This is a genomic window from Cupriavidus sp. FW216-B1 (genome assembly GCF_058789195.1).
Genome location: NZ_JBYTEL010000007.1, coordinates 1 through 23,253, shown reverse-complemented (window position 1 = coordinate 23,253; position 23,253 = coordinate 1). Strand labels below are relative to the sequence as shown.

The window sequence follows — 23,253 nt, the reverse complement described above, 5'->3', positions numbered from 1 at the left end:
ACCGGCCTGGCCGACACAGTGTCGGGCCGGACGGGATCAATAGATCGCGGGTTCTCCGGGCGAGCGTCCGAACGACGTTTCGAGGTAGTCGAAGTCGCAGCCCTTGTCCGCCTGCAGGATGTGCTGGGCGAACATCCAGCCGTATCCGCGCTCGAAATTCCGCTCCGGCGGCGTCCATTCCTCGCGCCGGCGCTCGAGTTCCCCGGGGCTGACCAGCAGTTCCAGCTTGCGCGCCATCACGTCGATCTCGACGAGGTCGCCGGTGCGGACCAGCGCAAGCGCGCCGCCGACGAAGGCTTCCGGCGAGACGTGCAGGATGCAGGCGCCATAGCTGGTGCCGCTCATCCTGGCGTCCGAGATCCGCAGCATGTCCCGCACGCCCTGCTTGACGAGCTTGCCCGGGATCGGGAGCATGCCCCACTCCGGCATGCCGGGGCCGCCCTGCGGGCCGGCGTTGCGCAGCACCAGCACGTCGTCCGCGCTGACATCGAAATCGTCGCGGTCGATGACCTCCTTCAGCGAGGGGTAGTCGTCGAACACGATGGCCTTGCCGGTATGCTTCATCAGCCGCTGCTCCATCGCGCACGGCTTGATCACGCAGCCCTCGGTGGCGAGGTTGCCCTTCAGCACGGCCAGCGCGCCCTCGGGGTAGATCGGCTGGTCGATGTCCCGGATCACGTCGTCGTTGTGGCAGGCGGCATCGCGCACGTTCTCCGCGATGGTGCGGCCGTTGACGGTGAGCTCGCCGGGCGAGAGGAAGCCCAGCAGCTTGCGCATCAGCGCGGGCAGGCCGCCGGCGTAGTAGAAATCCTCCATCAGGTACTTGTCGCCGCTCGGCCGCACGTTGGCGATGACCGGCACCACCCGGCTCGCGCGGTCGAAGTCGTCCAGCGTCACGTCGTGGCCGGCGCGGCGCGCCATGGCGATCATGTGGATCACGGCATTGGTCGAGCACCCCATCGCCATCGCCACGGCGATGGCGTTGTCGAACGCGCCGCGGCTGAGGATGCGGCCCGGCACCAGGTCTTCCCACACCATCTCGACGATGCGGCGCCCGGAGGCCGCGCACATGCGCACGTGATTCGCGTCGGGCGCCGGGATCGACGACGCGCCCGGCAAGGTCATGCCCAGCGCTTCCGCCACGCCGGTCATGGTCGACGCGGTGCCCATCGTCATGCAGTGGCCGTGGCTGCGCGCGATGCCGCCCTCGATGTCCTGCCAGTCCTGGTCGTTGATGACGCCGGCGCGCCGCTCGTCCCAGAACTTCCAGGCATCCGAGCCCGAGCCCAGTATCTTGCCGTGCCAGTTCCCGCGCAGCATCGGGCCGGCGGGCACGTAGATCGCGGGCAGCCCCGCGCTGATGGCGCCGAGCAGCAGCCCCGGCGTGGTCTTGTCGCAACCGCCCATCAGCACCACGCCGTCGACCGGATGCGAGCGGATGAGCTCCTCCGCCTCCATCGCCAGCATGTTCCGGTACAGCATGGTGGTCGGCTTGACGAAGTTCTCCGACAGCGACAGCGCCGGCAGTTCCAGCGGGAAGCCGCCGGCCTGCAGCACGCCGCGCTTGACGTCCTCCACGCGCGTCTTGAAGTGGGCGTGGCACGGATTGATGTCCGACCACGTGTTGATGATGGCGATGACCGGCTTGCCCGCCCAGTCGGCCGGGGCATAGCCCATCTGCATGATGCGCGAGCGGTGGCCGAATCCTCGGAGGTTGTCCGGCGCGAACCACCGGGCGCTGCGCAGCTCTTCTGCTTTCTTCATGGTCACTGTGGAATCTGGGTCGGGTATGGGTTCGGACGCGCCTCAGATGCGCGTCTGACGCCGTGCCTGCGCTCGCTCAGTAGCCGCCGGGCGCGGGGGCGGCGCTCGCCTGGCCCGGGTTGCGAAAGCGCGCCGCGGCGGCGTCGAGCCCGTTTCTCAGCATGACGGTATCGAGCGCCACCGCGACGAACTGCGCGCCAAGCGCCAGGCATTCGCGCGCGCGCGCCTCGTCCACCATGAGGATGCCGGGCGCCTTGCCGCAGGCGCGGATCCGGCGGATGGCGTCGTCGATGGCGCCGCTGACGGCGGGATGGCCGGCGTTGCCCGGATAGCCCAGGCTCGCGGACAGGTCGGCGGGACCGATGAAGATGCCGTCGATGCCATCGACCGCGGCGATCGCCTCGATCTGGTCGAGCGCCTCGGCCGTCTCCACCTGCACCAGCACGCACAGTTCCTCGGCCGCGCGCGCCACGTAGTCCGCCGTGCGGCCGAAGTTCGCGGCGCGCGTGGAGCCGCCCATGCCGCGGATGCCGGGAATGCCGGCGCTCGGGTAGCGCGTCGCCAGCACGGCGGCGCGCGCTTCCTCGGCATTCTGGACGAAGGGCAGCAGCAGGGTCTGCGCGCCGATGTCGAGGTAGCGCTTGATCAGGACGGGATCGTTCCACGCCGGCCGCACCACCGCGTGCGCGGGCAGCATGCCCTCGGGCGGCTGCGCCGCGGCGGTGGCCTGCAACTGGCTCAGCATGAGCGGCACATCCGTGGGCGTATGTTCCGTGTCCAGCAGCACCCAGTCATAACCGGCACCCGCGATGAGCTCGGACACGTATGGCGACGGAATGGTCGACCACACGCCGATCTGCGCGCGCCCGCTCTGCAGCGCGCGCTTGAAATGATTGATAGGCAGCATGTCTGTACTTAATTCGTCCGGATGTTGGCGCTCTTGACGACGGGTACCCAGCGGGCGACTTCGGCCGAGATGAAGCTCGCGGCCTGCTCCGGCGTGCCCGGCGTCGAGACGCTGTTGATCTTGGCGAGCTGGGCGACGACGTCCGGCTGCTTCAGGATTTCCTGGCAGGCCTTGTTCAGCCGCTGCACGATTTCCGGCGGCATCCCGGCGGGGCCCTCCAGGCTCGTCCAGGAGTAATTGACGATGCGCGGCTGGCCGGCCTCCGGCATGGTCGGCGTGTTCGGCAACGCTTCCAGCCGCTGCGAGCCGGCCACGGCCAGCGCCTTGAGCTTGCCGCCCTGCACGAACGTCACCGCCGACGTCGCCGGCACGAACAGCAGGTCCAGCTGCCCGCCGATCAGGTCCGTCATGGCGGGCACGTCGCCCTTGTAGGGCACCGAGTTCAGCGAGATCCCGACGGTCTGCTTGAACAGCTCCGTCGTCACGTGGCTGGAAGAGCCGATCCCGGTCAAGGCGACATTCAGCGAATTCGGGTGCGCCTTGGCCAGCGCGATCAGCTCCGCCACGGTGTTGGCCTTGAGCTGGGGCGCCGCCACCAGCAGCATGGGCGCGCGGCTCAGCATCGCGATATGCGTGAAGTCCTTGCGCGCGTCGTAGCGCACGTTCGCGTTCACCAGCTGGTTGATCGCATGCGTGCCGGGCCCGCCGATCACCAGCGTGTAGCCGTCCGGCGCGGCGCGGGCCACCATGTCCGAGCCGAGCGAACCGTTCACGCCCGGCCGGTTTTCCACCACGAACGCCTGGCCGAGCACACGGCCCAGCTGGTTGGCGATCAGCCGGCCGACCACGTCGGTCTGGCCGCCCGGCGGGAACGGCACCACCACCGATACCGGCCGGGAAGGATAGGTGTCCGCGAAGGCGCTGCCCAGCGGGGCGAGCAGGCCGGCCAGCAGACAGAACAGAACAGTGCGGCGATTGGCCGCGCGCGAGCGATGATCCATCGTTTGTCTCCTCTTATGATTGCGCAATCATATCCCCTGGAGCCGAGGAAGAATCAGGCGAAACAAGGGATGACCGCTGATATTTTGTGTTGCCATCATGATTGCCGTAACATTGCAATCATTTGACGTCGACAAGGCACAGATGGCTTCCCGTCCCGCGAGCGTGGCGCCCACGCTGAAAGACCTCGCCCGCCTCGCGGGCGTGTCCCCCATGACCGCCTCGCGCGCGCTGCACCGCCCCGACCTCGTCGCCGAGACGACGCGCCTGCGCGTGGAAGCCGCCGTCGAACAGACCGGCTACGTGCCCAACTCGCTTGCCGGCGGGCTGACCTCGCGGCAGACGCGCCTGGTGGCGGCCATCGTGCCGTCCATCGGCCACTCGCTGTTCTCCGACATGCTCGACGAACTCGTGGGCACGCTCGAAGCCGAGCGCTACGAGACCACGCTGGGCATTTCCCGCTACGATCCCGTGCGCGAGGAAAACTGGCTCGCGACCATGCTGAGCCGGCGCCCCGACGGCGTCGTGCTGACCGGCATCGAGCACACCGCGCGGACGAGGCGGCTCCTGCTCAACGCCGGCATCCCCATCGTCGAACTATGGGACTACACCCCGCACCCGCTCGACGTGGTGGTCGGGTTCTCGCAGGAAGACGCCGGCCGGGCGGCCTATCGCCACCTGACCGCCTGCGGCTACCGGCGCGCCGCGCTGCTGCGCTCCGACGACAGCCGGGCCGCGCGCCGGGCACTCGGCTTCAGGCGCGCCGCCCTCGAAGCCGGCGCCCCCGAACCCGTAGAGATCGTGTTCCCCGAATCCAACCCCCAGGCCGGCCGCGGCCGCGAAGTGCTGAAGGAACTGCTGCAGCGCGCCCCCGAGACCGACGCCGTCTTCTGCAGCTCCGACGCCCTGGCGCTGGGCGTGCTCGCGCACGCGCATGCCGTCGGCATCCGGGTCCCGGATCAGCTGGGCGTGATGGGCTTCGGCAACCAGGCCCTGGCGATCGACGCCGTCCCAGCGCTGTCGACGCTGTGGGTCGACGGCACGCGCATCGGCAACCGCGCCGCGCGCGCGCTGCTGGCGCGGATGCGGGGGGAGGAAGCGTCGCTGGCGGTGGATGTGGGGTTCGAGACGATTGCGCGGGAGAGTACGGACAAGACGCTGTCCTCATCCGCGTGACAGACGGCGCTCATTTCGGCGACTGCGCCTGTGCCGGTTCGCCCGGTTCGGCGGCGAGCTGGAAAGTCGAGAAGCCCGCATGGGAAGCCAGTTTCCTGGCGGCTTCCCATGCGGGCTTCTCGAGCTTCAATGTGCGAGCCGCGCAAGTTCCGATTCACTCGCGCAACACGCACCCATCCCTTACATATACTTGAACAGATTCATCCCCTGAATCTGCATGAACGACTGCTGCGCCGCCTGCAGCGCCGTCTGGCGCTGGTAATACTCGGTGATCGCCGAGTAGTAATCCAGGTCCTGCAGGCCAGACAGCGTCTGCTTGTAGTTCAGCGAGCGGTTGGAGCCGATGGTGTCGAGCGAGTCGAGTTCCTGCATGCGCGAGCCGACCGAGGACTGCACCGTGCTGACGTTGTCGAGCGAGTTGGCCATCTTGCGGTTGGTGGTGGCCAGCACGTTGCTCAGCGCGGCGCGGTCGGCGTCGGTGACGATGGGCTTGTTGAGCGCGGTGATGACGTCCTGCAGGTTGGCGAAGATGTCGGTGCCGGCCTGCTGCGCGGGCTGCAGGTTGACCACGTCGCCGTCCTTGGGCGCGCCCGTGACCGACAGGGACAGGCCGCCGACCTGGATGCCGGCGCCGTCGGTGTAGTCGACCGGGGTGCCGATGGCCACGGGCGCCGCGCCGCTGTTGTCCATCAACTGGTACTGCATCTTGCCGCTGACGGGGTCGGTGGCGAAGTTGATCGACAGCTTCTTGCCGTAGTCGGCGTTGGTCGGGTCGGTGACGGAGACCGCGCTGAACGTGGCCGTGCCGGTGTTGCCGGCGGGTGCGGAGGCCACGTAGGTCGCGGTGTTCTGCACGCTCATGAAGATGGAGTAGCCGTTGTCGTTGGTCGGCATCTGGCGCGCCACGTCGACCTGCAGCAGTTGCTGGCCGGTGTCGCCGCCGTACTGCACGGCGCCGCTGGCCTTCTTGGAAAACGGCGGCGTGGCGGACTGGTAGCCGGCGAACAGGAACTGGCCGTTGCCGTCGTCGGCGTTGGCCAGGCCCACCAGCTGGTTGTACGCATCCTGCAGCGACGATGCCATCGAGGCGCGGTCGGCGTCGCTCATGGTGCCGTTGCCGGCCTGCACCACCAGGGTCTGGATGTTCTGGATGACCGTGGTCACGCTGTTGAGGGAGTTCAGCTCCATCGACAGGTTGGTGTTGGCCTGCTTGCGCGAGGTGGCGTACTGGTTGTTGATGGCGCTGGACTGCGAGACGATCAGCGCGCGCGTGGCGCCGACCGGATCGTCCGACGGCGTGAGGATGCGGCTGCCGGTGCCGAGCTGCTGCTGCACATGCATCAGGGCGCTCTGCTGGCTGTTCATCGAGGCCAGGCCGAGCTGATAGAGCGTGGAGCTTGCGATGCGCATGTCTGTTCCTTTCTGTGTCCGGGTCGTCGGTGCGATTGGCGGGCGATCTCGATCGGGCGGGCGATCAGCGGCCGATACCGATGATGGTATCGAACAGGTTGGTGGCGGTCTGGATGACCTTGGCGTTGGCCTGATAGAGCTGCTGGAAGCGCAGCATCGAGACCGTTTCCTCATCCATGTTCACGCCGGACACGCTCTGCTGCGCGTTGTTGACCTGGGTGGTCACGCTGTCCTGCGAGGTCGAGGCGATCTGCACCGACTTGGCGCGGCTGCCGACGTCGTTGACGAGCTGGGCGAAGGCGTCGTTGTAGCTGGACACGCCGCCGATGGTCTTGGTGCTCTGCAGCTTGGCCAGCGCCAGCGCGTTGCCGTTGTCGGACACGCCGCTGAGGTTGGGCGCCAGCGTGAAGGTGTCGCCGGCCTTGGGCGCGCCGTCGAAGCTGACGGTGATGCCGTTGAACGAGAACTCGGTGGCGGTGCCGTTGGTCGTCGGGCCGGTGGTCGGCGTGACCGGGTTGCCGGCGGCGTCGGTGAAGACGTAGCCGGTGCCGTTGTAGGTGGCCGTGATGGTGCTGGCCGGCAGGGCGAAGCCCTGGGCGACGCTGCCGACCTTGACGGTGCCGGTGCCGGTGTTGGTGGTGCCGTTGCTGGTGCGCAGCGGGCCCCCGGCGGCGATCTTGGCCGGGTCGGTGATGGCCATGTCCATGGCCGCGGCGGCGTTGCGGGTCGGCTGGATCTGGAACGAGTCGTTGGTGCCCATCGAGGTGGCGGCCGGGATGGTCACGTCCACGCCGTCGGCCGACAGCGTCAGCGGATAGGTGGCGGTAGCGCCGGCCTGGGTGGCCACGACCTTGCTGTCGGAGGCGCGCACCAGGTTGTAGTTGGTGCCGTCGAAGCGCAGCGTGTAGTCGCTGGTGGTGAGCTGGGACGTATCGCTGATCGCCGCCGTGATGCCCGAGGTGCCGGTGTTGGTGCTCTTGGCGATGACCCCGGGCGTGCCCAGCTTGAACAGGTCGCCGCCGATCTGGCCGGTCAGGTCCACGCCCAGCTTGTGCTGGTCGTTGAAGGTCTGCGCCAGCGTGACCGACAGGCGGCCGATGGCGTTCTGCGCCGGGTCCAGGGTCTCGCTGCGGAATTGCAGCAGGCCGCCGAGCGAGCCGCCCTTGAGCGCGCTTTCGTCCATCTGGTACACGTTGCCGTTGGACTGGGTGAACGCGACGGTGGTGCGCGAGGGGTCGTCCGACGACTGCACGGCCTTGAGGTCGTACGAGGTGGAGCCCATCACCAGCGGCTGGCCGTTGCCGACGTAGACGTTGAACACGCCGTCCTGCGGCACCACCTTGACGCCGACGATCTGGGTCAGTTGCTGGACCAGCTGGTCGCGCTGGTCGAGCAGGTCGTTGGGCGGCTGGCCGGCGCCGGCGGCGGTGGCCTGCGTGATCTGGGTGTTGAGCTTGGCGATCTGCTGCGAGTAGGCGTTGACCTGCGTCACCTGGCTCTGGATCTGGGTGTTGACGCCGTCGCGCAGCTGCTGGAAGTAGGCGTTGGAGGCGCGCATCTGGCCCACCAGCGACTGCCCGGCGTTGAGCATGTTCTGGCGCGCGGCGGGGTCGGCCGGCGTGTCGGACACGCCCTGCACGGCGGCGAAGAAGTTCTGCATCAGCGGCGCCAGGCCGCCCTTCTGGTCGGCCAGCAGGTTGTCGATCTGGCTGATCTGGTCGGAGTAGGTCGAGAGCTGGGCGCTCGAGCTCAGGGCGCCGCGCAGCTGGTTGGTCAGGAACTCGTCATAGACGCGCACCACCGAGGTGGTGTTGGAGCCCTGGCCGAAGAAGCCGGCGCTGGTGTACTGGCCGCCGGCCGAGGCGATGATGGTGTTCTGGCGCGTGTAGCCGGGCGTGGCGGCGTTGCTGAGGTTGTGGCCAACCGTGGTCAGCGCGTTCTGCGCCGTGTTCAGGCCCGAAAGTCCGATGTTGAAGAGAGACATGCTCTAGCTCCGCGTCTGGTGGCTGCCGCGCGCCTGACGGGACGATCCGCGCACCGTGGCCGCCAGGGCGCTTCGGTGCCGGTTCGCCGCTGCCTGGATCCACGGCGGTGAATGGTGTAGGTAACGGCAGAAGTACGAAAAGACTTTAGGGGCGGCGGCGGATTTTCCTGCCGGCAGACCGGCAGGCCGCCTCAGACCGGCACCTTGCGCATGATCCGCACGAGTTTCTCCCCGTAGGCGGGATCGGTGGCGTAGCCGGCCCGCTGCAGGCCGCGCGCGGCCTCGTCGGCGCTGCCCGCGGCCAGCACCTCGGCATAGCGCGGGTTGTTGCTCAGCAGGCGGCCGTAGTCGGCGAACGCTTCGTCGTAGGAGCCGTAGGCGCGGAAGCGCGCGCGCACCTTCTGCGGCTGGCCGTCGACGTATTCGGTGGTGGTGATCTCCGCGACCGGCCCCTTCCAGCCGGCGCCGGCCTTGACGCCGAACACGTTGAAGGTGGTGCTGCCGTCCGGGTGGGCGATCTCGCGCCGGCCCCAGCCGGATTCGAGCGCGGCCTGGCCGAGGATCAGCTTGGCGGGCACGCCGGTGGCGCGCGCGGCCGACATCGCCGGCCCCGCCATGCGCGAGACGAAGGCGCTGATGTGGGCCGGCGTGTCTTCCGGCAGCGCCGCGCCGTTGCCCTGCCAGGCGCCGGCGTCCTGGGCCTGGCCCTGGTACTGGCGCAGGCCGGCGGTGGGGTTCCAGTTCGCGCCGGGCACCACGCTGCCCAGGCGCGGCGTATTTCCGTCGCCGCCGCCGTCGCCGTTACGCATGTCGAGCGCGCCGGCCAGGCCGGGCGCGGCGTCGTCCATGCCGGACTGCATCAGGGCCTGCTTCGCGGCCGAGGCGCCGGCGGTGCCGGCCAGTTCCGGCGGCACCGCGGCGCCGCTGGCGCGCGCGAGCTGGCGCACCATGACGTCGGCCAGGCCGATGCCGCGCGTGGACATCTGCTGCGAGAGCTGCTGGTCCATCATCGACATGTAGAGCTTGGTCTGCTCGTTGTCGAACAGGCCATCCTGCGGCGTGGCGTCGCGCATGCTCTTGAGCACCATCTGCGTAAACACCGCCTCGAACTGGCGCGCCGCGGTGCGCAGCGTCTCGGGGGTGGCGCCGGTGCGGGCGCTTTGCTTGAGGCCTTCGAAGCCCTGGGTGTCCAGGGCGAAGCGCTGCGAGAGTTCGGCCTGCGCGGCCATGCGGCTGGCGGACATGTCAGATGATCTCGAGGTCGGCGCGCAGCGCGCCGGCGGCGCGCATGGCTTCCAGGATGGTCTGCAGGTCGGCCGGCGTGGCGCCCAGCGCGTTGAGGCCCTTGACCACCGCGGACAGCGAGGCGCCGGCCCGCACCATCTGCAGCGAGCCGCCCTGCTGCTTCATGTCGATCTGCGAGACCGGCGCGACCACGGTCTGGCCGCCGCTGAACGGCGCCGGCTGGCTGATCACCGGCTGGGTGTTGATCACCACCGAGAGATTGCCGTGCGCGACGGCGCAGTCGTCCACGGTGACGGCCTGGTTCATCACGATCGAGCCGGTGCGGGCGTTGAGGATGACCTTGGCCGCGGCCTTGGCGCGCGTGACCTCGATGTTCTCGATGCGAGCCATGAAGCCCACCCGCGCCGACGGCGCCTGCGGCGTGCGCACCTGCACCACGCGCCCGTCCAGCGCGCTGGCCACGCCGCCGCCCATGTTGCGGTTGATGGCGTCGACCACGCGCTCGGCGGTGCCGTAGTCGGTCTCGCGCAGCTCCAGGTTGAGCAGGCCGCCTTCGGGCTGGAAGGCCGGCACGGCGCGCTCGACGATGCCGCCGTTGGCGATGCGGCCCACCGCGAGCTGGTTGACCTGCACCCGGCTGCCGTTGGCCGACGCGCCCGCGCCGCCCACCAGCATGTTGCCCTGGGCGATGGCGTAGACCTGGCCGTCGGCGCCCTTGAGGGGCGTCATCAGCAGCGTGCCGCCGCGCAGGCTCTTGGCATTGCCCATCGACGACACCACCACGTCGAGCTGGGTGCCGGGCTGCGCGAACGGCGGCAGCGTGGCGGTCACCATCACCGCGGCCACGTTCTTGAGCTGCATGTTCTTGCCGGCCGGCAGCGTGATGCCGAGCTGCGAGAGCATGTTGGTCAGGCTCTGCGTGGTGAACGGCGTCTGCGTGGTCTGGTCGCCGGTGTTGTCCAGGCCGACCACCAGGCCGTAGCCCACCAGCGGGTTGTCCCGCACGCCCTGAAAGGTGGCGAGGTTCTTGAGCCGCTCCGCCTGCGCCGCGCCTGCCAGCAGGCCCAGCGTCAGCGCGAGGAAAAGAGCGCGGACGAAGCGGCGGCGCAAGACGGGGAACGAAGACGGGAACATGATGCGGTCAGCCATCAGTACGGTGAGACGTTGAGGAAGAAACGCTGCAGCCAGCCCATGTTCTGCGTTTCGTCGATGTAGCCCTTGGCGGTGTACTCGATGCGCGCGTCCGCCACCTGGGTGGACGGCACCGCGTTGTCGCCGGTGATCGTGCGCGGATTGACCACGCCGGAGAAGCGGATGAACTCCGCGCCCTGGTTGATGGCCATCTGCTTCTCGCCGGACACCACCAGGTTGCCGTTGGGCAGCACTTCCAGCACGGTCACGGTGATGGTGCCGTTGAAGGTGTTGGCGGCGGTGGCGCCGCCGCTGGCCTTCAGGCCGTTGGCGCCGCTCATGCTGGCGTTCTGGCTGCTGCTGAACAGGCCGCCGAGCGCCTTGGGCACGGCGTCGAACGTCAGCGCGCTGTTGGAGGTGCGCGTGGCGTTGGTGCCCGAGTTCTTGCTGGCGTTGACGTTCTCGCTGATCACGATGGTGAGGATGTCGCCCACGTTGCGCGGCCGGCGATCCTCGAACAACGGATTGCCCGCATACGAGCCCTGGAAGATCGATCCGCTCGACGGCCCCACCGAGCGCGGTTCGGCGCGCGCGGTGGTGGGAAGCTGGACCAGCGGCTCGCGCGGCATCATCGCGCAGCCGGTCGCGAGGCAGCACAGGGCGAGCGCGCCCAGGCGGATCAGCGAGGCCATCATGTTCATCCGAGCTGGGTAAGGCGCTGCAGCATCTGGTCGGAGGTCTGCACCGCCTTGCTGTTGATCTCGTAGGCGCGCTGGGTCTGGATCATGCTGACCAGTTCCTCGACCACGTTCACGTTGGACGCTTCCACGTAGTTCTGCTGCAGCGTGCCGGCGCCGTTCAGGCCGGGCACGGTGGCGTTGGGCGCGCCCGAGGCGTCGGTCTGCACGTACAGGTTCTCGCCCAGGCTTTCGAGGCCGGCCGGGTTGGGGAAGGTCGCGAGCTGGATCTGGCCGACCTGCACGTTGGCGCTCGAGCCCGGCTGCGTGACCGAGACGGTGCCGTCGCGCCCCACGGTCAGCGAGGTGTAGTTGGGCGGCAGCGTGATGGCGGGCTGGATGACGAAGCCGCTGGAGGTCACGAGCTGGCCGTTCTGGTCGGTCTGGAACGAGCCGTCGCGCGTGTAGGCGGTGGTGCCGTCGGGCATCGTGACCTGGAAGAAGCCCTGGCCGATGATGGCCACGTCCTTGCTGTTGCCGGTCTGCTGCGGATTGCCCTGGGTGTGGATGCGCTCGGTGGCCACGGGGCGCACGCCGGTGCCCAACTGCAGGCCCGAGGGCAGGTTGGTCTGGTCCGACGACAGCGCGCCCGGCTGGCGCACGGTCTGGTACATCAGTTCCTCGAACACCGCGCGGCTGCGCTTGAAGCCGTTGGTCGACACGTTGGCCAGGTTGTTCGAGATCACGTCCATCTGCGTCTGCTGCGCATCGAGGCCGGTCTTGGCAATCCAGAGTGAGCGGATCATGTTTGTCCTTGCATGGCCGCCGCTGGGCGCGGCGGCGCGTCAGATCGTGAAATCAGTTGGTCGAGAGCAGCTGGTTGGCGCGCTGGTCGTTGGTGTCCGCGCCCTGGATCATCTTCATCTGCATCTCGAAGCGGCGCGCGTTGGCGATCATGTCGACCATCGCTTCCACCGGGTTGACGTTGCTGCCTTCCAGCGCGCCGGTCAGCACGCGCACGTTGCCGTCCTGCTGCAGCGGCTGCGCGCCGGGGCGCAGGCGGAACAGGCCGTCGTCGCCGCGCGCGATCGAGTCCGGCGGCGGGTTGACCAGCCGCAGCCGGCCGATCTGCGCCAGGCCCTGGGCGGTGTCGCCGGGGCCGCGCACGGTGATGGTGCCGTCGCTGCCGATCGTGACCTCGGCCGAGGGCGGCACCGCGATCGGGCCGCCGTCGCCCATCACCGGCAGGCCGGTGCTGGTCTGCAACTGGCCGTCGGGCGACACCTGCAGCGAGCCCGCGCGGGTGTAGGCCTCGCTGCCGTCCGGCGCCTGCACGGTCAGCCAGCCGTTGCCCTGCAGCGCCACGTCCAGCGGACGCTCGGTGTAGGTCAGCGGGCCGGCCTTCATGTCGGCGCCCGGCGTCGAGGCCAGCGTGAACGCGCGGGTCGGCGAGGCGTTGCTCACCACCGGCACCGCGCGGAACATGTTGACCTGCGCGCGGAAGCCCGGCGTCGAGGCGTTGGCCAGGTTGTTGGACACCGCGGCCTGCTGGTCGAGCGTCTGCTTGGCCCCCGACAGGGCGGTGTAGATCATGCGGTCCATGGCGTTTCCTCAGCGCCGGCCTGCGCGGCCGGCGACATGCTCTGCTGCTCGGTTACAGGTTCACCAGGGTCTGCATGACCGTGTCCTGCGCCTTGATGGTCTGCGCGTTGGCCTGGTAGTTGCGCTGCGCCACGATCAGGTTCACGAGCTGGCCCGACAGGTCCACGTTGGAGTCTTCCACCGCGTTGGACTTGAGCGTGCCCGAGGCGCCGCCGGCGGCGGCGACCACGGCCGGGCCCGACGAGCCGGTTTCCGACCACACGTTGTTGCCTTCCGGCTTGAGGCCCTGCGTGTTGGCGAAGTTGGCCAGCACGACCTGGCCCAGGGCCTGGGTCTTCTGGTTCGAGTAGCTGCCGAGGATGGTGCCGTCCGGCTGCACGGCGAAGCCCAGCAGGCTGCCCGCGGCGTAGCCGTCCTGCACCGGCGGCTTGGTGTCGTTGTCGCCGGCGAACTGCGTGGTGCCGGTCAGGTTCATCGCCACCGTCATCGCGGCGGCGCCGTTGGAGGCGGGCAGCGCGATATTGGTGGTGGCGCCGGCCGCCGGCACCACCAGGTTGCCGTTCGGGCCGAACTGCAGCGTGCTCGTGCTGACGATGTTGCCCGCCGCGTCGGTCAGGTTCATGGTCCAGTCGGTGCCGCCGGCATTCGGCGCGGGCAGCGCGCCGGCGCCCGGGGTGCCGGTCGAGAAGTAGGCGGTCAGCTGGCGGGCGTTGCCCAGCGAGTCATAGACCGTCACGCCGGTGCTGTAGTTGAACATGTCGCTGGTCGGCAGCGCCGCCGGCACCGGGGGCGGTCCCGGCAGCGGGCCGGTGCTGGCGAACGGCGTGACGGGAACCTTGCTGCCGGAGTCGAGGTTGAACGACATGGCCAGCGACGTGGTCGCGCGCGCGGCCATCGTGGTGTTCGGGATCACCAGCGGCTGCGGCTGCACGGCGCCGCCGCCGGTCGTGCCGGCCGGGTAGCCGGTCAGCGCCAGGCCTTGCGCGTTGGTGATGCTGCCGTCCGGCTGGCGCTGGAACTGGCCGTTGCGCGAGTAGAACACCGACCCCGTGGAGTCGGTCATGCGAAAGAAGCCGTTGCCGTTGGTGATGGCCACGTCGAGCGCGCTGCCGCTAGATTCGATATTGCCCTGGTTGAACGACTGCACCACCGAATTCACCGTCACGCCCAGGCCGATCTTGGTGCCGGCGTACACGTCGGCGAACTGCGCGGTCGACTGCTTGTAGCCGACCGTGTTGGCGTTGGCGATGTTGTTGCCGATGACGTCCAGGTTGGATGCGGCGGCGTTGATGCCGCTTACCCCTTGACCGAAACCCATGATGTTCCCCTAATGAACTGGTTAGCTGACGAATCGCAGATAAATCAAAGAATGCGGCGCACGTCGTCGACCGACGCCGTGCGGCCATTGCCGATGTCCACCAGCACGCCGGTGGAGTCACCGCTGATGCTGCCCACCTTGCCGTAGACCAGCGCGACCGGCGAGACGTCCTTGCCATCGGCGGTGGCCGCGACCTTGAAGGTGTAGTCACCGTCCGGCACCGCCACGCCGGCATCGTTCTTGCCGTCCCAGGTGATGTCATGCACGCCCGCGACCTGGCCCTTCATGTCGATGGTGCGCACGATGTTGCCGTCCTTGTCGAGCACGTTGACCGTGACCGCGTCGGCCGTGGCCGGCAGGTCCACGCCGATCTGCGTCGGCACGCCGCCCGCCACCGTGGCGGTGTTGCCCGGCACCATCACCGTGTGGCCGATCAGCGACGCCGAATCCATCGCGCGGCTGGCCGCGACCTGCGACAGCAGCGCCTGCAGCGTGTTGTTCATGGTCTGCATGCCGCTCACCTGGCTGATCTGCGCGAGCTGCGAGGTGAGCTGCGAGTTGTCCATCGGGTTGAGCGGGTCCTGATTGTTCATCTGCGTGACCAGCATGGTCAGGAAGTTGTTCTGCAGGTCGGCGGCGCTGGCGCTGCTGCCTTGCAGGGCATTGTTGATGCCCTGGGTGCTGGTGTCGACGGTGGTAGTCATTGCGGGTCCTGGTTTCTGGGCGTCACTGACCGAGGGTCAGCGTCTTGAGCATCATGGTCTTGGCGGTGTTCAGCACTTCGACGTTGGCCTGGTAGGAACGCGAGGCCGAGATCATGTTGACCATCTCCTCCACCGGGTTGACGTTGGGCATCGTGACGTAGCCGTCGGCATTGGCCAGCGGGTGCGTCGGGTTGTGAACCATGCGCGGCGGCGACGGGTCCTCCATCACGCCCTCGACCTGCACGCCGCCCACGTCGCTCTGGCCCGGGGTCGGCGCCAGGCCGAAGATGACCTGCTTGGCGCGGTAGGGCTGCCCGTTGGGGCTGACCGCGCTGTCCGCGTTGGCCAGGTTGGAGGCGGTCACGTTCATGCGCTGCGACTGCGCGGCCATCGCCGAGCCGGCGACGTCGAAGATGTTCATTGCTGGCATGGCGTGCTCACTGCTGGATGGCCGACAGCATGGTCTTGATCTTGGCGCTCATCACGGTGAGGCCGGACTCGAAGTGCACGGCGTTGTCGGCGAAGGCCACGCGCTCGGTGTCCATTTCGACGGTATTGCCGTCGATGCTCGACTGCAGCGGGATGCGGTACTGGAGGTCCATGTCGTCGGCCACCGGCGCCTGGCCGGGCAGGTGCCGCGCCGAGGTGGTGGACAGCGACACGCCCTCGGCGCGCTTGCCGCGCTCGACGGTCTGCGCCAGCGTGCTGGAAAAGTCGAAGTCGCGCGCCTTGTAGCCGGGCGTGTCGGCATGCGCGATATTGGAGGCAATCACCGATTGCCGCTGGGTCCGCAAGCTCAGCGCTTCCTGCTGGAAGCGCAGCGCCGCATCGAGTCTGTCAATCATGTCTGTGTCTCGCTGGAGGGAGAGAGCGACGAAGGTCGACCTTCTTCAGGTGTGCCATCTTAGGTTCGGCCCTGTCATCCCAATCGCGCGAATAGGGCAAAAAAACCCGCGTATTTCGCCACGAGCCCGAAGGCGCGGCTGCCTACAATGGGTCCTGTTCCGCGGCCCGGCCCGCGCGCCCGCCGCGCGCCGCCGGCCCGCAGCCTTGCCGGATGTACACATGAATCCTCGCTTCTGCGTCACTTTGTGCGCCACTTTCCGCGCCGCCCTGCGCACCGCCACGCGCGCGCTGCCCTGCGCGCTGGCCGCCGCCGGCGCGCTGTGCGGCGGCGCGCTGGCGGCGCCGCCCTCGCCTTTCACCGAGGATCCGGTGCGCGCCGCCGTGGAACAGTTCCTCGAGCGCCAGACCGCCGGTCTGCCCGGCAAGGCCAGCATCCAGGTGGTGCCGCCGTCGGGCGGCCGCGCGCCGGACTGCCCGCTGCCCGAGCCCTTCCTGCCGCCGGGCGCGTCGCCCTGGGGCCGCATCTCGGTCGGCGTGCGCTGCGGCGGCGAGCGGCCCTGGACCCGCTACGTGCAGGCGCGCGTCTCGGTGGTGGCCGACTATTACGTGGCGGCCCGCAACCTCACGCCCGGAGAGCCGCTGGACCCGTCCGACCTGGAACTGCGCCAGGGCGACCTGTCCGGCCTGCCGCGCGCGGTGGTCACCGACCTCGCCCAGGTGGCGGGCGCGGTGGTCGCCAACCGCGTCGCGGCGGGCTCGCCGATGCGCATGGACCTGCTGAAGAAGGCCATTGCCGTGCGGCAGGGCCAGAACGTGACGGTGGTGGTGGAAGGCGAGTCGTTCCAGCTCAGCAGCGAAGGCAAGGTGATGGCCGACGCCGCCGCCGGCAACAACGTGCAGGTCCGGCTCAAGAACGGCCAGGTGGTCAACGCGCTGGTGCGCAACGGCGATACGGTGGTGCTGCAACAATAGCGACAATAAGACAATAGGCCCGCGCGCCGGCCCGGCGCCGCCGCCGTGCATGAGACAATGGCGCGCCGCGCTGCGCTCGAAGTGCAGCCGGCATCCCAAGCCCGTGCCCGGACGGCCGCGATCCGCCCCGGGCGGCCCTAAAGTTCTGCCGCCGCCGTCCGATAAGCCAGAGGAACCCAGCAAGGAACCACCGTGAAGATCAATCAGACCACCTCCTCGAGGCCGGCCGACGCCAGCGACGGCACGCCGCGCAGCGTGGCGGGCGCCGCCGCAGGCCCCGCCGCCGCCCCGGAAACCGCCGGCGTGCGCGTCAGCCCGCTGGCCGCGCAGGTGCGCGAGATCGGCGCGCGCCTGGTGGAAGACCACGACGACGATATCGATACCGCCAAGGTGGACGAAATCCGCCAGGCGATCGCCGAAGGACGCATCAAGATCGACCCCAGCAAGATCGCCGACGGTCTGCTGGCGTCGCTGCGCGAACTCAACGGCGGCGCCTGACGCGCCACACACCGCGGCGGCCAAGCCAACCCACGTAACATAGGCAAGCCATGAGCCAGTCCCTGATCCAGAACCTCGCCCGGGAAACCGAGCTGTCCAAGGAATTCGCCGCCGTGCTGGGCGAAGAGCGCGCCATGATCAAGGCGGGCGACTACCAGGCGCTGGTCGGCCTGCTGGAGCGCAAGGTCGAACTGGCCGGCCTGCTGCAGACGCAGACGCGCGCGCGCGAGGCGCAGATGGGCGCGATGGGAATCCGGCTCGGCGCCGGCGGCCAGATCACCGGGCGCGACCTCTCCCCCGCCATCGAGACAGCCTGGCGCAACCTGCTGTTCGCCGCCCGCATGGCGCGCGACGCCAACACGCTCAACGCGGCCGTGGTGGACGCGCACCTGGAGTTCACCCAGGAAGCCATCCAGACGCTGCGCCAGCGCGGCGACACCGGCGGCACGCTGTACGGCAAGGACGGGCGCACCCAGCAAGGCCCGCAGGGCGTGAGCTTGGCGGCCGGCTGAGGCTGGTGGCGCGGGGAATCGATAAGAAAACCCGCAACTCAGTTACCGAAACACCCTTGGCAAAGCGCGAACATGCGGTACGCCAACGGTGGCCACACCGGATTTCAGGTCTCCGGCGAACCGGCCAATGCGTCTAGAATGCCACTTTTGTGAGATTCCTCCGCACATGGCGGAGGAATTTGCGAACTGGCAGCCGACTGCGCCATCGTCAGACGCGGGGTGATACCGCCATTCCCAATGCCGCGGCCATCGGCGGAAACACCCGCCAACTGCAGCGTGCTGCCCCGCAGTTCGATCTTCACCGGGTCGGTCTTCTTCCACTGCTTTTTCGGTACGACCACCTTCCAGACCGCTTCTTTGTCCGCTCTGCGGAAGAACGCCGCCACGCCGACATACCCGGCATCGGCGTGCATCGGCTCACTCAGGCTCACGCTCGCATCCGGGCGCAGGATGACGTCCCTGGTTGCCAGCAGATCGGGCTTGAGCGACTCGAGATCATTGGCCTGCAGTTGCGCGTAGCTCAGTTGCTCGAAGGCCTGCGGCGTCTTCAGTTGGTAAACCCGCACCACCGTCGACAACGATTGTCCGGCGCCGTCTGCATTTAGCGACAACCGACTGGTGAGGTCGAGGTTCATGGTCTTGACCTGCGTCGTGAAGACCCACTTCGCCGCCTCCACCGTGCTGTCCTTGATCCCTTGCCCAACGCCGCAGCCAGCCACAACAAGGGTGGCAACCAGCAGTCCGGCTCTGTCTTGAAGCTGTCGCCTCATCGTATTGATCCTCTTGGCGTATCAGGTTTTCGTGTTGCATTCGTCTTGCGCGCGGCCGGCACAGCTTTGCTGCCTGCTACGCTGCGCCAGCTCCGTTCCATGTCCCAAGTTGCACGCGCGTCATGCCCGGCATGGCGCCGTCGACGTCGTTGGCTTCCGCCACCGCCGGACATCGCAGTTGCGTGGTGTAACCCAGGCTCGCCTGGTCCGAATTCAGGGCTGGTGCCGGCATCAGCGCGGGTCTTACCCGCATCTCCAGATGGGCATGCGCTGCGTAGCCGAGATAAAAGCGCAGCAGCGCCATCACCTCCCCATGCATACGCCTGCCCGGCATCAGCTCCAGCACCGATTCCCGTGTCTGCGGCGTGATCGCCACGCGCACGGTGTTCGCGCGATCGTAGAAGCCGCGTCCCAGCACGCAGTTCTCTCCGAGCGGCATCCGTTCGTCGGCGTCGAGGCGCACCCACACGGGGTAGAACTCCTCGACCGCAATCCGGGCGTCCGGCACGGCGTGTTGCAATACGCCGGCCAGGCCTTCGGCCGTGCGCGTGCGCTGGCTGGCCAGCCCCAGCATCGACAGCAGTTTCTGCGTGCCAACGGTGTCCTCGATCCGGACCTGGCCGGCTTCCATCTCGCCGAAACCCAGCCCGAGCAGGCTCAACAGATAGCGCGACACGTCGTCCTGCCCGCCCGGACGGAAACCCACCGGATAGCGATACTTGCGTGCGACGCGGTAGAACTGCGTGACAATCCGGTGGTGGAACAGATCGAGAAAGGCTGCGAGCGGCTCGGCCCCGTCGCGACGCTGCGCAATTTCGTCCACGAAGTAGGACGGCATGCGCGCATCGACGCCATAGAGGCCAAGGAAGGTCGTGCGGACCACGGGCGGCCGATCGGGGTGGTCGCTGTCGTGCTCGATTGCCTGGATCTCCCGCCCCGGGAAACCCAGCCGCCCATGCGAGCGGAAACGCACAGGCTCGTTGGCCGGGGAATCGGTCGTACCCAGCGGCGGGTGCCGCGGCGCGGACAGCTCGATCAGTTCGCAGAGCCGGAAGACATTCATCCGTGGCGCATTGGCGAGCAGCGCCGGCAGCAAGGCGCCGGCCGGGGAGGACGTCGCAACCTGGTCTGTCATGCTCAAAACGGAGCCCCCTCCCCTTTGCTGTCGGGCCACGCCAGACGCTTGCCGGTGGGCTGGGACACGATCACCAGCCGGGTATACAAGTTCACGGTCGCGTACAGCGACAGGAACCGGTTGAGCATTTCACCGAACAGTTCCACGTCTCCCTCGCCGGCAAAACGGGGGCTGTCCAGTGTCACCACGATCTCCACGCCACGCAGCAGGCCTCCCTTGACGAGCTTCTGGAGCGGACGGTGCCGCACGTCGGAAATGGCATCGATGCGCCGGCGGTTCAGTTCCCCGTCCGTCCAGTCGTACAGCGCCAGGCTGCCGCGCAAGACTTCGGCATCGAGCAGCGACAGGTAGTTCGGCGCGAGGTGCGACAGCACCCGCCAGTGAAAGCGGTCGCCGGTGGGGGGATATACCGGCAGGGTCGGCGCGGTCAGGTTGCGCACCGTGCCGATATTGGTGAAGCCGCCACGCATGCGGGTGATGCCGGCCTCGCGCAAGCCCTTGCGCGGCAGCATGCCATTGGTGCCGGTCACCGATAGCGACAGGATTTCCTGCGGCATGGTTTGCTGCTGTTCCCAAGCATGGCCACCAAGGACGACCCAGGTGTCGAACCTGCCCGAGGGACCGCGACGCACGCGGGTGTGGAAGTAGCGCTCCGGCATCTCGTGGCGCAGCATGCCGCCCCGGTGGCGGAACGCCGCAAACGGCGCGTACTCGAAGCGCTGGCCGCTGCCGGCTTCGAATCCGCGTACGGTATCGACGGAATATGCCTCGACATGCTGCCCATGCTGCTCCATCGCCCGCACCCGGTACTCGGTCTCGAAGTGAGTGACGGAGATCGGGTTGGCTTCGAGCTCGAACAGATTGATGATGGGCGTGCAGAAGAGCCGCACGTTCTCGGCCGAGAAGCGCATGTCGTCCGGAAACGGCTTGTGGAGTACCACCTCCACGTCAAAATGCTCCGCATCTTGCGGGATGGCGTCCATGTCCAGCCCCACCAGGTCCACGAACATGAATTTCTCGGGGAAAGTGAAGTATTCCAGCAGCAACTGGTAGCCGCCAAAGGCGTTGTCAGGCTTGGGCCAGAGGCGCTCCTCGGCCGCAAATCCCGCCGGTTCCAGGCGCAAGCCCGCCATCGGCTGGGGTGCACCGGGCCGGTCGGCCGGGTAGCCCGGGACCCGTACCAGCACGGCCAGCGGCTCGGCGGTGAGCGCGGCATAGAGCGCCAGCGCCAATGGCCGGTCGGCATGGAGGTAGAGCCGCAGGCGCGGCACCGCCAGTTGCTCGCGGCGCCCCTGCATCTGGAGTGCGAGCCGCAGCCGGATCACCGAGCGGCCATCCTCGCGCGCGTGAGCACTGGCTTCAGTGAGCCGCAGTGGGTACAAATCGACCGGTTGCGTGGTCCGATAGATGCACTCGACGCTGTCGCCGCCGTTGGCGGCCTGGGTACTCAGCGCAATCGGGTCGGACGTGACTGCCAGCCCGGCCGGCAACGTCTCGTGGCGTTGCAACGCGCCGGCGGTCGGGGTCAGTTCGAGGATCGACAGCGAGGGAATCATGCGCAGGTAATGCGGCCATAGCATGCTGACCAGTCCCTCGGTCAGTTCCGGCAATTCGTCGTCGAGCTTATGGCGCAGCCGCCCCATCAGGAAGGCGAAGCCCTCGAACAGCCGTTCAACGTGGGGATCGCGCTCGCCGATGCGGTCGATGTTGAGCATCCGCGCGCGGTCCGGAAATGCCTGGGCGAACTCCTTCCCGGCCTCGCGCAGGTAGCGCATCTCCGCCTCGTAGTAGCGCAGGATCTCGTTGTCTTGGGTGGGATGGTTCATGAAATAGGTAATTGGTTCTGCAGCTAGGCGAGGGCCACCGCGCGGGCCGGGTCGATGGCGGTCAGGTCGCCCACCAGTGCGTCGATGCGCTGCGTCAGCGTGGGCTTGTCCGCGTCCTTGCGGGTCAGGCGGGCTTTGAGCAGCCGCAGCAGTTGCTGCTTGGCTTCGAATGCGAGCGACGGCTCCCAGGCGGACAGTTGGAAGCGCTGGGCAGCCAGATCGAGAGCGGACAGCAGGTGCAAGGCTGTGTCCGGCCGGCCAGCCCGTTCGGCCACGCGCGCCATGACCAGTTGCCGGACGAAGCGATCCCGTTCTCCATCGGGCACTGGCAGGCCCTGCAGCCAGGCGAAGGCGGCATCGAGGCTCTGCTGGGCGGCGAGGTCGGCCGCCTGGGCTTCCGTCTCCGCCCAGTCGGTGCTGGCGGATGCGACCGATACCGGTGCCACCGCTTCGCCGCGCTCCACATCGCGCACGGTGGCATGGCGTGCGATCCACTCCAGCGTGGCGTCGTCCGCGAACGGCGTGCCATCCGTAAAGGCCAGCCGATCGAGGCCGGGCAGGCGCTCGAGCATCAGCGCGCAATCGGTCGCCAGCAGGTCGCGCACGCGGGCATACTCGCCGCCCGCCTGGTCCTGGGCGGTGAAGGCGTAGTACTGCAAGTCCAGCCAGAAGTGGTTCGCCCCTTCGGCGAAAGCCTGTTCGACGCGGTCGAGCAGTTCCGGCCACTGCTTTTGCAGCAGCAGGCGCCTGAGCTGGGCCCGCAGTTCGGCGCGCGGCGCCAACAGGCGGGTCTTGCCGCTCGCCTCATGCGGCGGCACGTCGGTCAGCGTATCCCAGCGCACGCAGCGCATCAGGCGATACGCCGCGAGATAGCCCTGGGGCTGCTCGCGCAGGAAGAGCGCCATCTGGCGCGTCCGGTCGAGCAGGTCGCGCGTGGAGGCCACCTCGCCGGCGGCAGGCGGGAAGGTCGACGAGGTGGCGGATGGTCTTGATAGCTCACCGATGCCGGTACTCTCGGCGGCCAGTGGAGACTCGACGCGCTCTTCGAAGCGGCGGAATAGCCCGTCGAGCGCAGGGCGCGCCGACTCCGGCCACTGCGCGGTGCGCTCCAGGATCAGGGCCAGCGCGGAGAGCGTCCGCTCCAGGGGCGCGCCGGTCAAGCCCTGCACCCGGTCGAGGCGGTCGGTAAACGTGGCGCCAGCCAGCCATTCGAGCGCGGCCTTGCGGCTCTCGGCGCGGGTGGGCAGCATCTCGGCGCCAAAACGGTCGATCAGCGCCGACAGCAGTTCGAAGCCACAGGCTACCCCTTCCGCACCTTCGCGCCGCATACATCCGTAAGCATAGTATGCCGCCAGGCGCACATCCTTGGCGACATGCTTGAGCAATTCACCTGCGGATTCCATGATCAGCGCGTCGTCGATATCGGACAACTTGGCGACTTCCTCCTTGATAGCGAGGAAGCCGTCGTCGTAGCCGGGATCGTCGCCAACCGGGGCATCGGGGCGAATTGGTTGCAGCCACGGCTCCCAGCGGGCCTGGGCCGAGCGGGCAAGCGCGGCGGGCGCGCGGGCGCCAAACAGTGCGTTGAGGAGGTTGCTGAACATGATTTCCTTCTCAATTAGCGCGAACTGCGCGGGGCCGAGGTGGCACGCGGCACCACCTGCGGCTCCCGGCCCACGAAGATGCGCGACGGCAGCACAAAGCCCCGCAGTGCCAGCATCTCCAGCGGTCCCTGGCCGACTTCGGTGCGCATCTGGTAGCGGATCGGGTAGGCCAT

22 protein-coding genes are annotated in these 23,253 nt (G+C 68.3%); 4 read left to right on the top strand and 18 right to left on the bottom strand.

Annotated elements, in window-relative coordinates:
- Positions 1 to 36: 36 nt before the first annotated feature.
- The 3 genes from araD to AC3WXD_RS16645 form a co-directional block, all read right to left on the bottom strand.
- Entirely contained in the window at positions 37 to 1,764 is a 1,728-nt protein-coding gene (araD, locus tag AC3WXD_RS16655; RefSeq protein ID WP_492324199.1) for an L-arabinonate dehydratase, read from the bottom strand.
- Positions 1,765 to 1,840: 76 nt separating this feature from the next.
- A complete protein-coding gene (locus tag AC3WXD_RS16650) occupies positions 1,841 to 2,671 on the bottom strand; it encodes an HpcH/HpaI aldolase family protein (RefSeq protein WP_454733793.1) in 831 nt (276 codons plus the stop codon).
- An 8-nt stretch (positions 2,672 to 2,679) separates the two neighbouring features.
- Positions 2,680 to 3,672 carry a Bug family tripartite tricarboxylate transporter substrate binding protein gene (locus AC3WXD_RS16645; protein WP_020203978.1) on the bottom strand — a complete coding sequence of 331 codons (993 nt, stop codon included), beginning with the start codon at positions 3,670 to 3,672 and terminating at the stop codon, positions 2,680 to 2,682.
- Between the two features lie 142 nt (positions 3,673 to 3,814).
- Here AC3WXD_RS16645 and AC3WXD_RS16640 point away from each other — a divergent pair, with 142 nt between their 5' ends.
- Positions 3,815 to 4,846 (top strand): LacI family DNA-binding transcriptional regulator, encoded by a 1,032-nt coding sequence (locus AC3WXD_RS16640; RefSeq protein ID WP_492324198.1) that lies wholly within the window; start codon positions 3,815 to 3,817, stop codon positions 4,844 to 4,846.
- 180 nt (positions 4,847 to 5,026) lie between these two features.
- On the opposite strand, the gene flgL is transcribed toward AC3WXD_RS16640, so the two are convergent.
- From flgL to flgB, 11 genes are all read right to left on the bottom strand, one after another.
- On the bottom strand, positions 5,027 to 6,256 hold the full coding sequence (flgL, locus tag AC3WXD_RS16635; RefSeq protein ID WP_492324197.1) for a flagellar hook-associated protein FlgL: 1,230 nt from the start codon (positions 6,254 to 6,256) through the stop codon (positions 5,027 to 5,029).
- Between the two features lie 64 nt (positions 6,257 to 6,320).
- Entirely contained in the window at positions 6,321 to 8,240 is a 1,920-nt protein-coding gene (gene flgK / locus AC3WXD_RS16630; RefSeq protein ID WP_020203981.1) for a flagellar hook-associated protein FlgK, read from the bottom strand.
- 191 nt (positions 8,241 to 8,431) lie between these two features.
- Complete coding sequence (flgJ, locus tag AC3WXD_RS16625) at positions 8,432 to 9,484, bottom strand: flagellar assembly peptidoglycan hydrolase FlgJ (protein ID WP_020203982.1); 1,053 nt, start codon at positions 9,482 to 9,484, stop codon at positions 8,432 to 8,434.
- A gap of 1 nt (position 9,485) precedes the next feature.
- Positions 9,486 to 10,634, bottom strand: a complete 1,149-nt coding sequence (locus AC3WXD_RS16620) for a flagellar basal body P-ring protein FlgI (protein WP_059412309.1) — start codon at positions 10,632 to 10,634, stop codon at positions 9,486 to 9,488.
- Positions 10,634 to 11,317, bottom strand: coding sequence for a flagellar basal body L-ring protein FlgH (gene flgH, locus AC3WXD_RS16615; protein ID WP_020203984.1), 684 nt, complete (start codon positions 11,315 to 11,317; stop codon positions 10,634 to 10,636). The genes AC3WXD_RS16620 and flgH overlap by 1 nt, the downstream gene beginning before the upstream one ends.
- A complete protein-coding gene (gene flgG, locus AC3WXD_RS16610; RefSeq protein ID WP_020203985.1) occupies positions 11,314 to 12,099 on the bottom strand; it encodes a flagellar basal-body rod protein FlgG in 786 nt (261 codons plus the stop codon). Before flgG ends, flgH begins: the two co-directional genes overlap by 4 nt.
- 52 nt (positions 12,100 to 12,151) lie before the next feature.
- Entirely contained in the window at positions 12,152 to 12,895 is a 744-nt protein-coding gene (gene flgF, locus AC3WXD_RS16605; RefSeq protein ID WP_020203986.1) for a flagellar basal-body rod protein FlgF, read from the bottom strand.
- A gap of 52 nt (positions 12,896 to 12,947) precedes the next feature.
- A complete protein-coding gene (gene flgE, locus AC3WXD_RS16600; RefSeq protein ID WP_020203987.1) occupies positions 12,948 to 14,213 on the bottom strand; it encodes a flagellar hook protein FlgE in 1,266 nt (421 codons plus the stop codon).
- Positions 14,214 to 14,257: 44 nt separating this feature from the next.
- Positions 14,258 to 14,917, bottom strand: a complete 660-nt coding sequence (gene flgD, locus AC3WXD_RS16595; RefSeq protein WP_020203988.1) for a flagellar hook assembly protein FlgD — start codon at positions 14,915 to 14,917, stop codon at positions 14,258 to 14,260.
- Positions 14,918 to 14,939: 22 nt separating this feature from the next.
- A complete protein-coding gene (gene flgC, locus AC3WXD_RS16590; protein ID WP_029043818.1) occupies positions 14,940 to 15,347 on the bottom strand; it encodes a flagellar basal body rod protein FlgC in 408 nt (135 codons plus the stop codon).
- A gap of 7 nt (positions 15,348 to 15,354) precedes the next feature.
- On the bottom strand, positions 15,355 to 15,762 hold the full coding sequence (flgB, locus tag AC3WXD_RS16585; protein ID WP_020203990.1) for a flagellar basal body rod protein FlgB: 408 nt from the start codon (positions 15,760 to 15,762) through the stop codon (positions 15,355 to 15,357).
- Between the two features lie 220 nt (positions 15,763 to 15,982).
- Between flgB and flgA the strand changes: the two genes are divergently transcribed.
- The 3 genes from flgA to AC3WXD_RS16570 all read left to right on the top strand — a co-directional run bounded on the left by flgA (position 15,983) and on the right by AC3WXD_RS16570 (position 17,745).
- Complete coding sequence (gene flgA / locus AC3WXD_RS16580) at positions 15,983 to 16,735, top strand: flagellar basal body P-ring formation chaperone FlgA (protein ID WP_082079556.1); 753 nt, start codon at positions 15,983 to 15,985, stop codon at positions 16,733 to 16,735.
- Positions 16,736 to 16,927: 192 nt separating this feature from the next.
- Positions 16,928 to 17,233: a flagellar biosynthesis anti-sigma factor FlgM gene (gene flgM, locus AC3WXD_RS16575; protein ID WP_454733799.1), complete on the top strand. Its 306-nt coding sequence runs from the start codon at positions 16,928 to 16,930 to the stop codon at positions 17,231 to 17,233.
- 50 nt (positions 17,234 to 17,283) lie between these two features.
- Positions 17,284 to 17,745, top strand: coding sequence for a flagella synthesis protein FlgN (locus AC3WXD_RS16570; protein WP_059412307.1), 462 nt, complete (start codon positions 17,284 to 17,286; stop codon positions 17,743 to 17,745).
- 104 nt (positions 17,746 to 17,849) lie between these two features.
- On the opposite strand, the gene tssJ is transcribed toward AC3WXD_RS16570, so the two are convergent.
- The 4 genes from tssJ to tssA all read right to left on the bottom strand — a co-directional run bounded on the left by tssJ (position 17,850) and on the right by tssA (position 23,080).
- Complete coding sequence (tssJ, locus tag AC3WXD_RS16565; RefSeq protein WP_492324196.1) at positions 17,850 to 18,515, bottom strand: type VI secretion system lipoprotein TssJ; 666 nt, start codon at positions 18,513 to 18,515, stop codon at positions 17,850 to 17,852.
- 76 nt (positions 18,516 to 18,591) lie between these two features.
- Positions 18,592 to 19,578: a type VI secretion system baseplate subunit TssG gene (tssG, locus tag AC3WXD_RS16560; RefSeq protein WP_454734053.1), complete on the bottom strand. Its 987-nt coding sequence runs from the start codon at positions 19,576 to 19,578 to the stop codon at positions 18,592 to 18,594.
- 74 nt (positions 19,579 to 19,652) lie between these two features.
- Positions 19,653 to 21,476: a type VI secretion system baseplate subunit TssF gene (gene tssF / locus AC3WXD_RS16555; RefSeq protein ID WP_492324195.1), complete on the bottom strand. Its 1,824-nt coding sequence runs from the start codon at positions 21,474 to 21,476 to the stop codon at positions 19,653 to 19,655.
- Between the two features lie 23 nt (positions 21,477 to 21,499).
- A complete protein-coding gene (gene tssA / locus AC3WXD_RS16550) occupies positions 21,500 to 23,080 on the bottom strand; it encodes a type VI secretion system protein TssA (RefSeq protein WP_492324194.1) in 1,581 nt (526 codons plus the stop codon).
- Positions 23,081 to 23,253 lie beyond the last annotated feature (173 nt).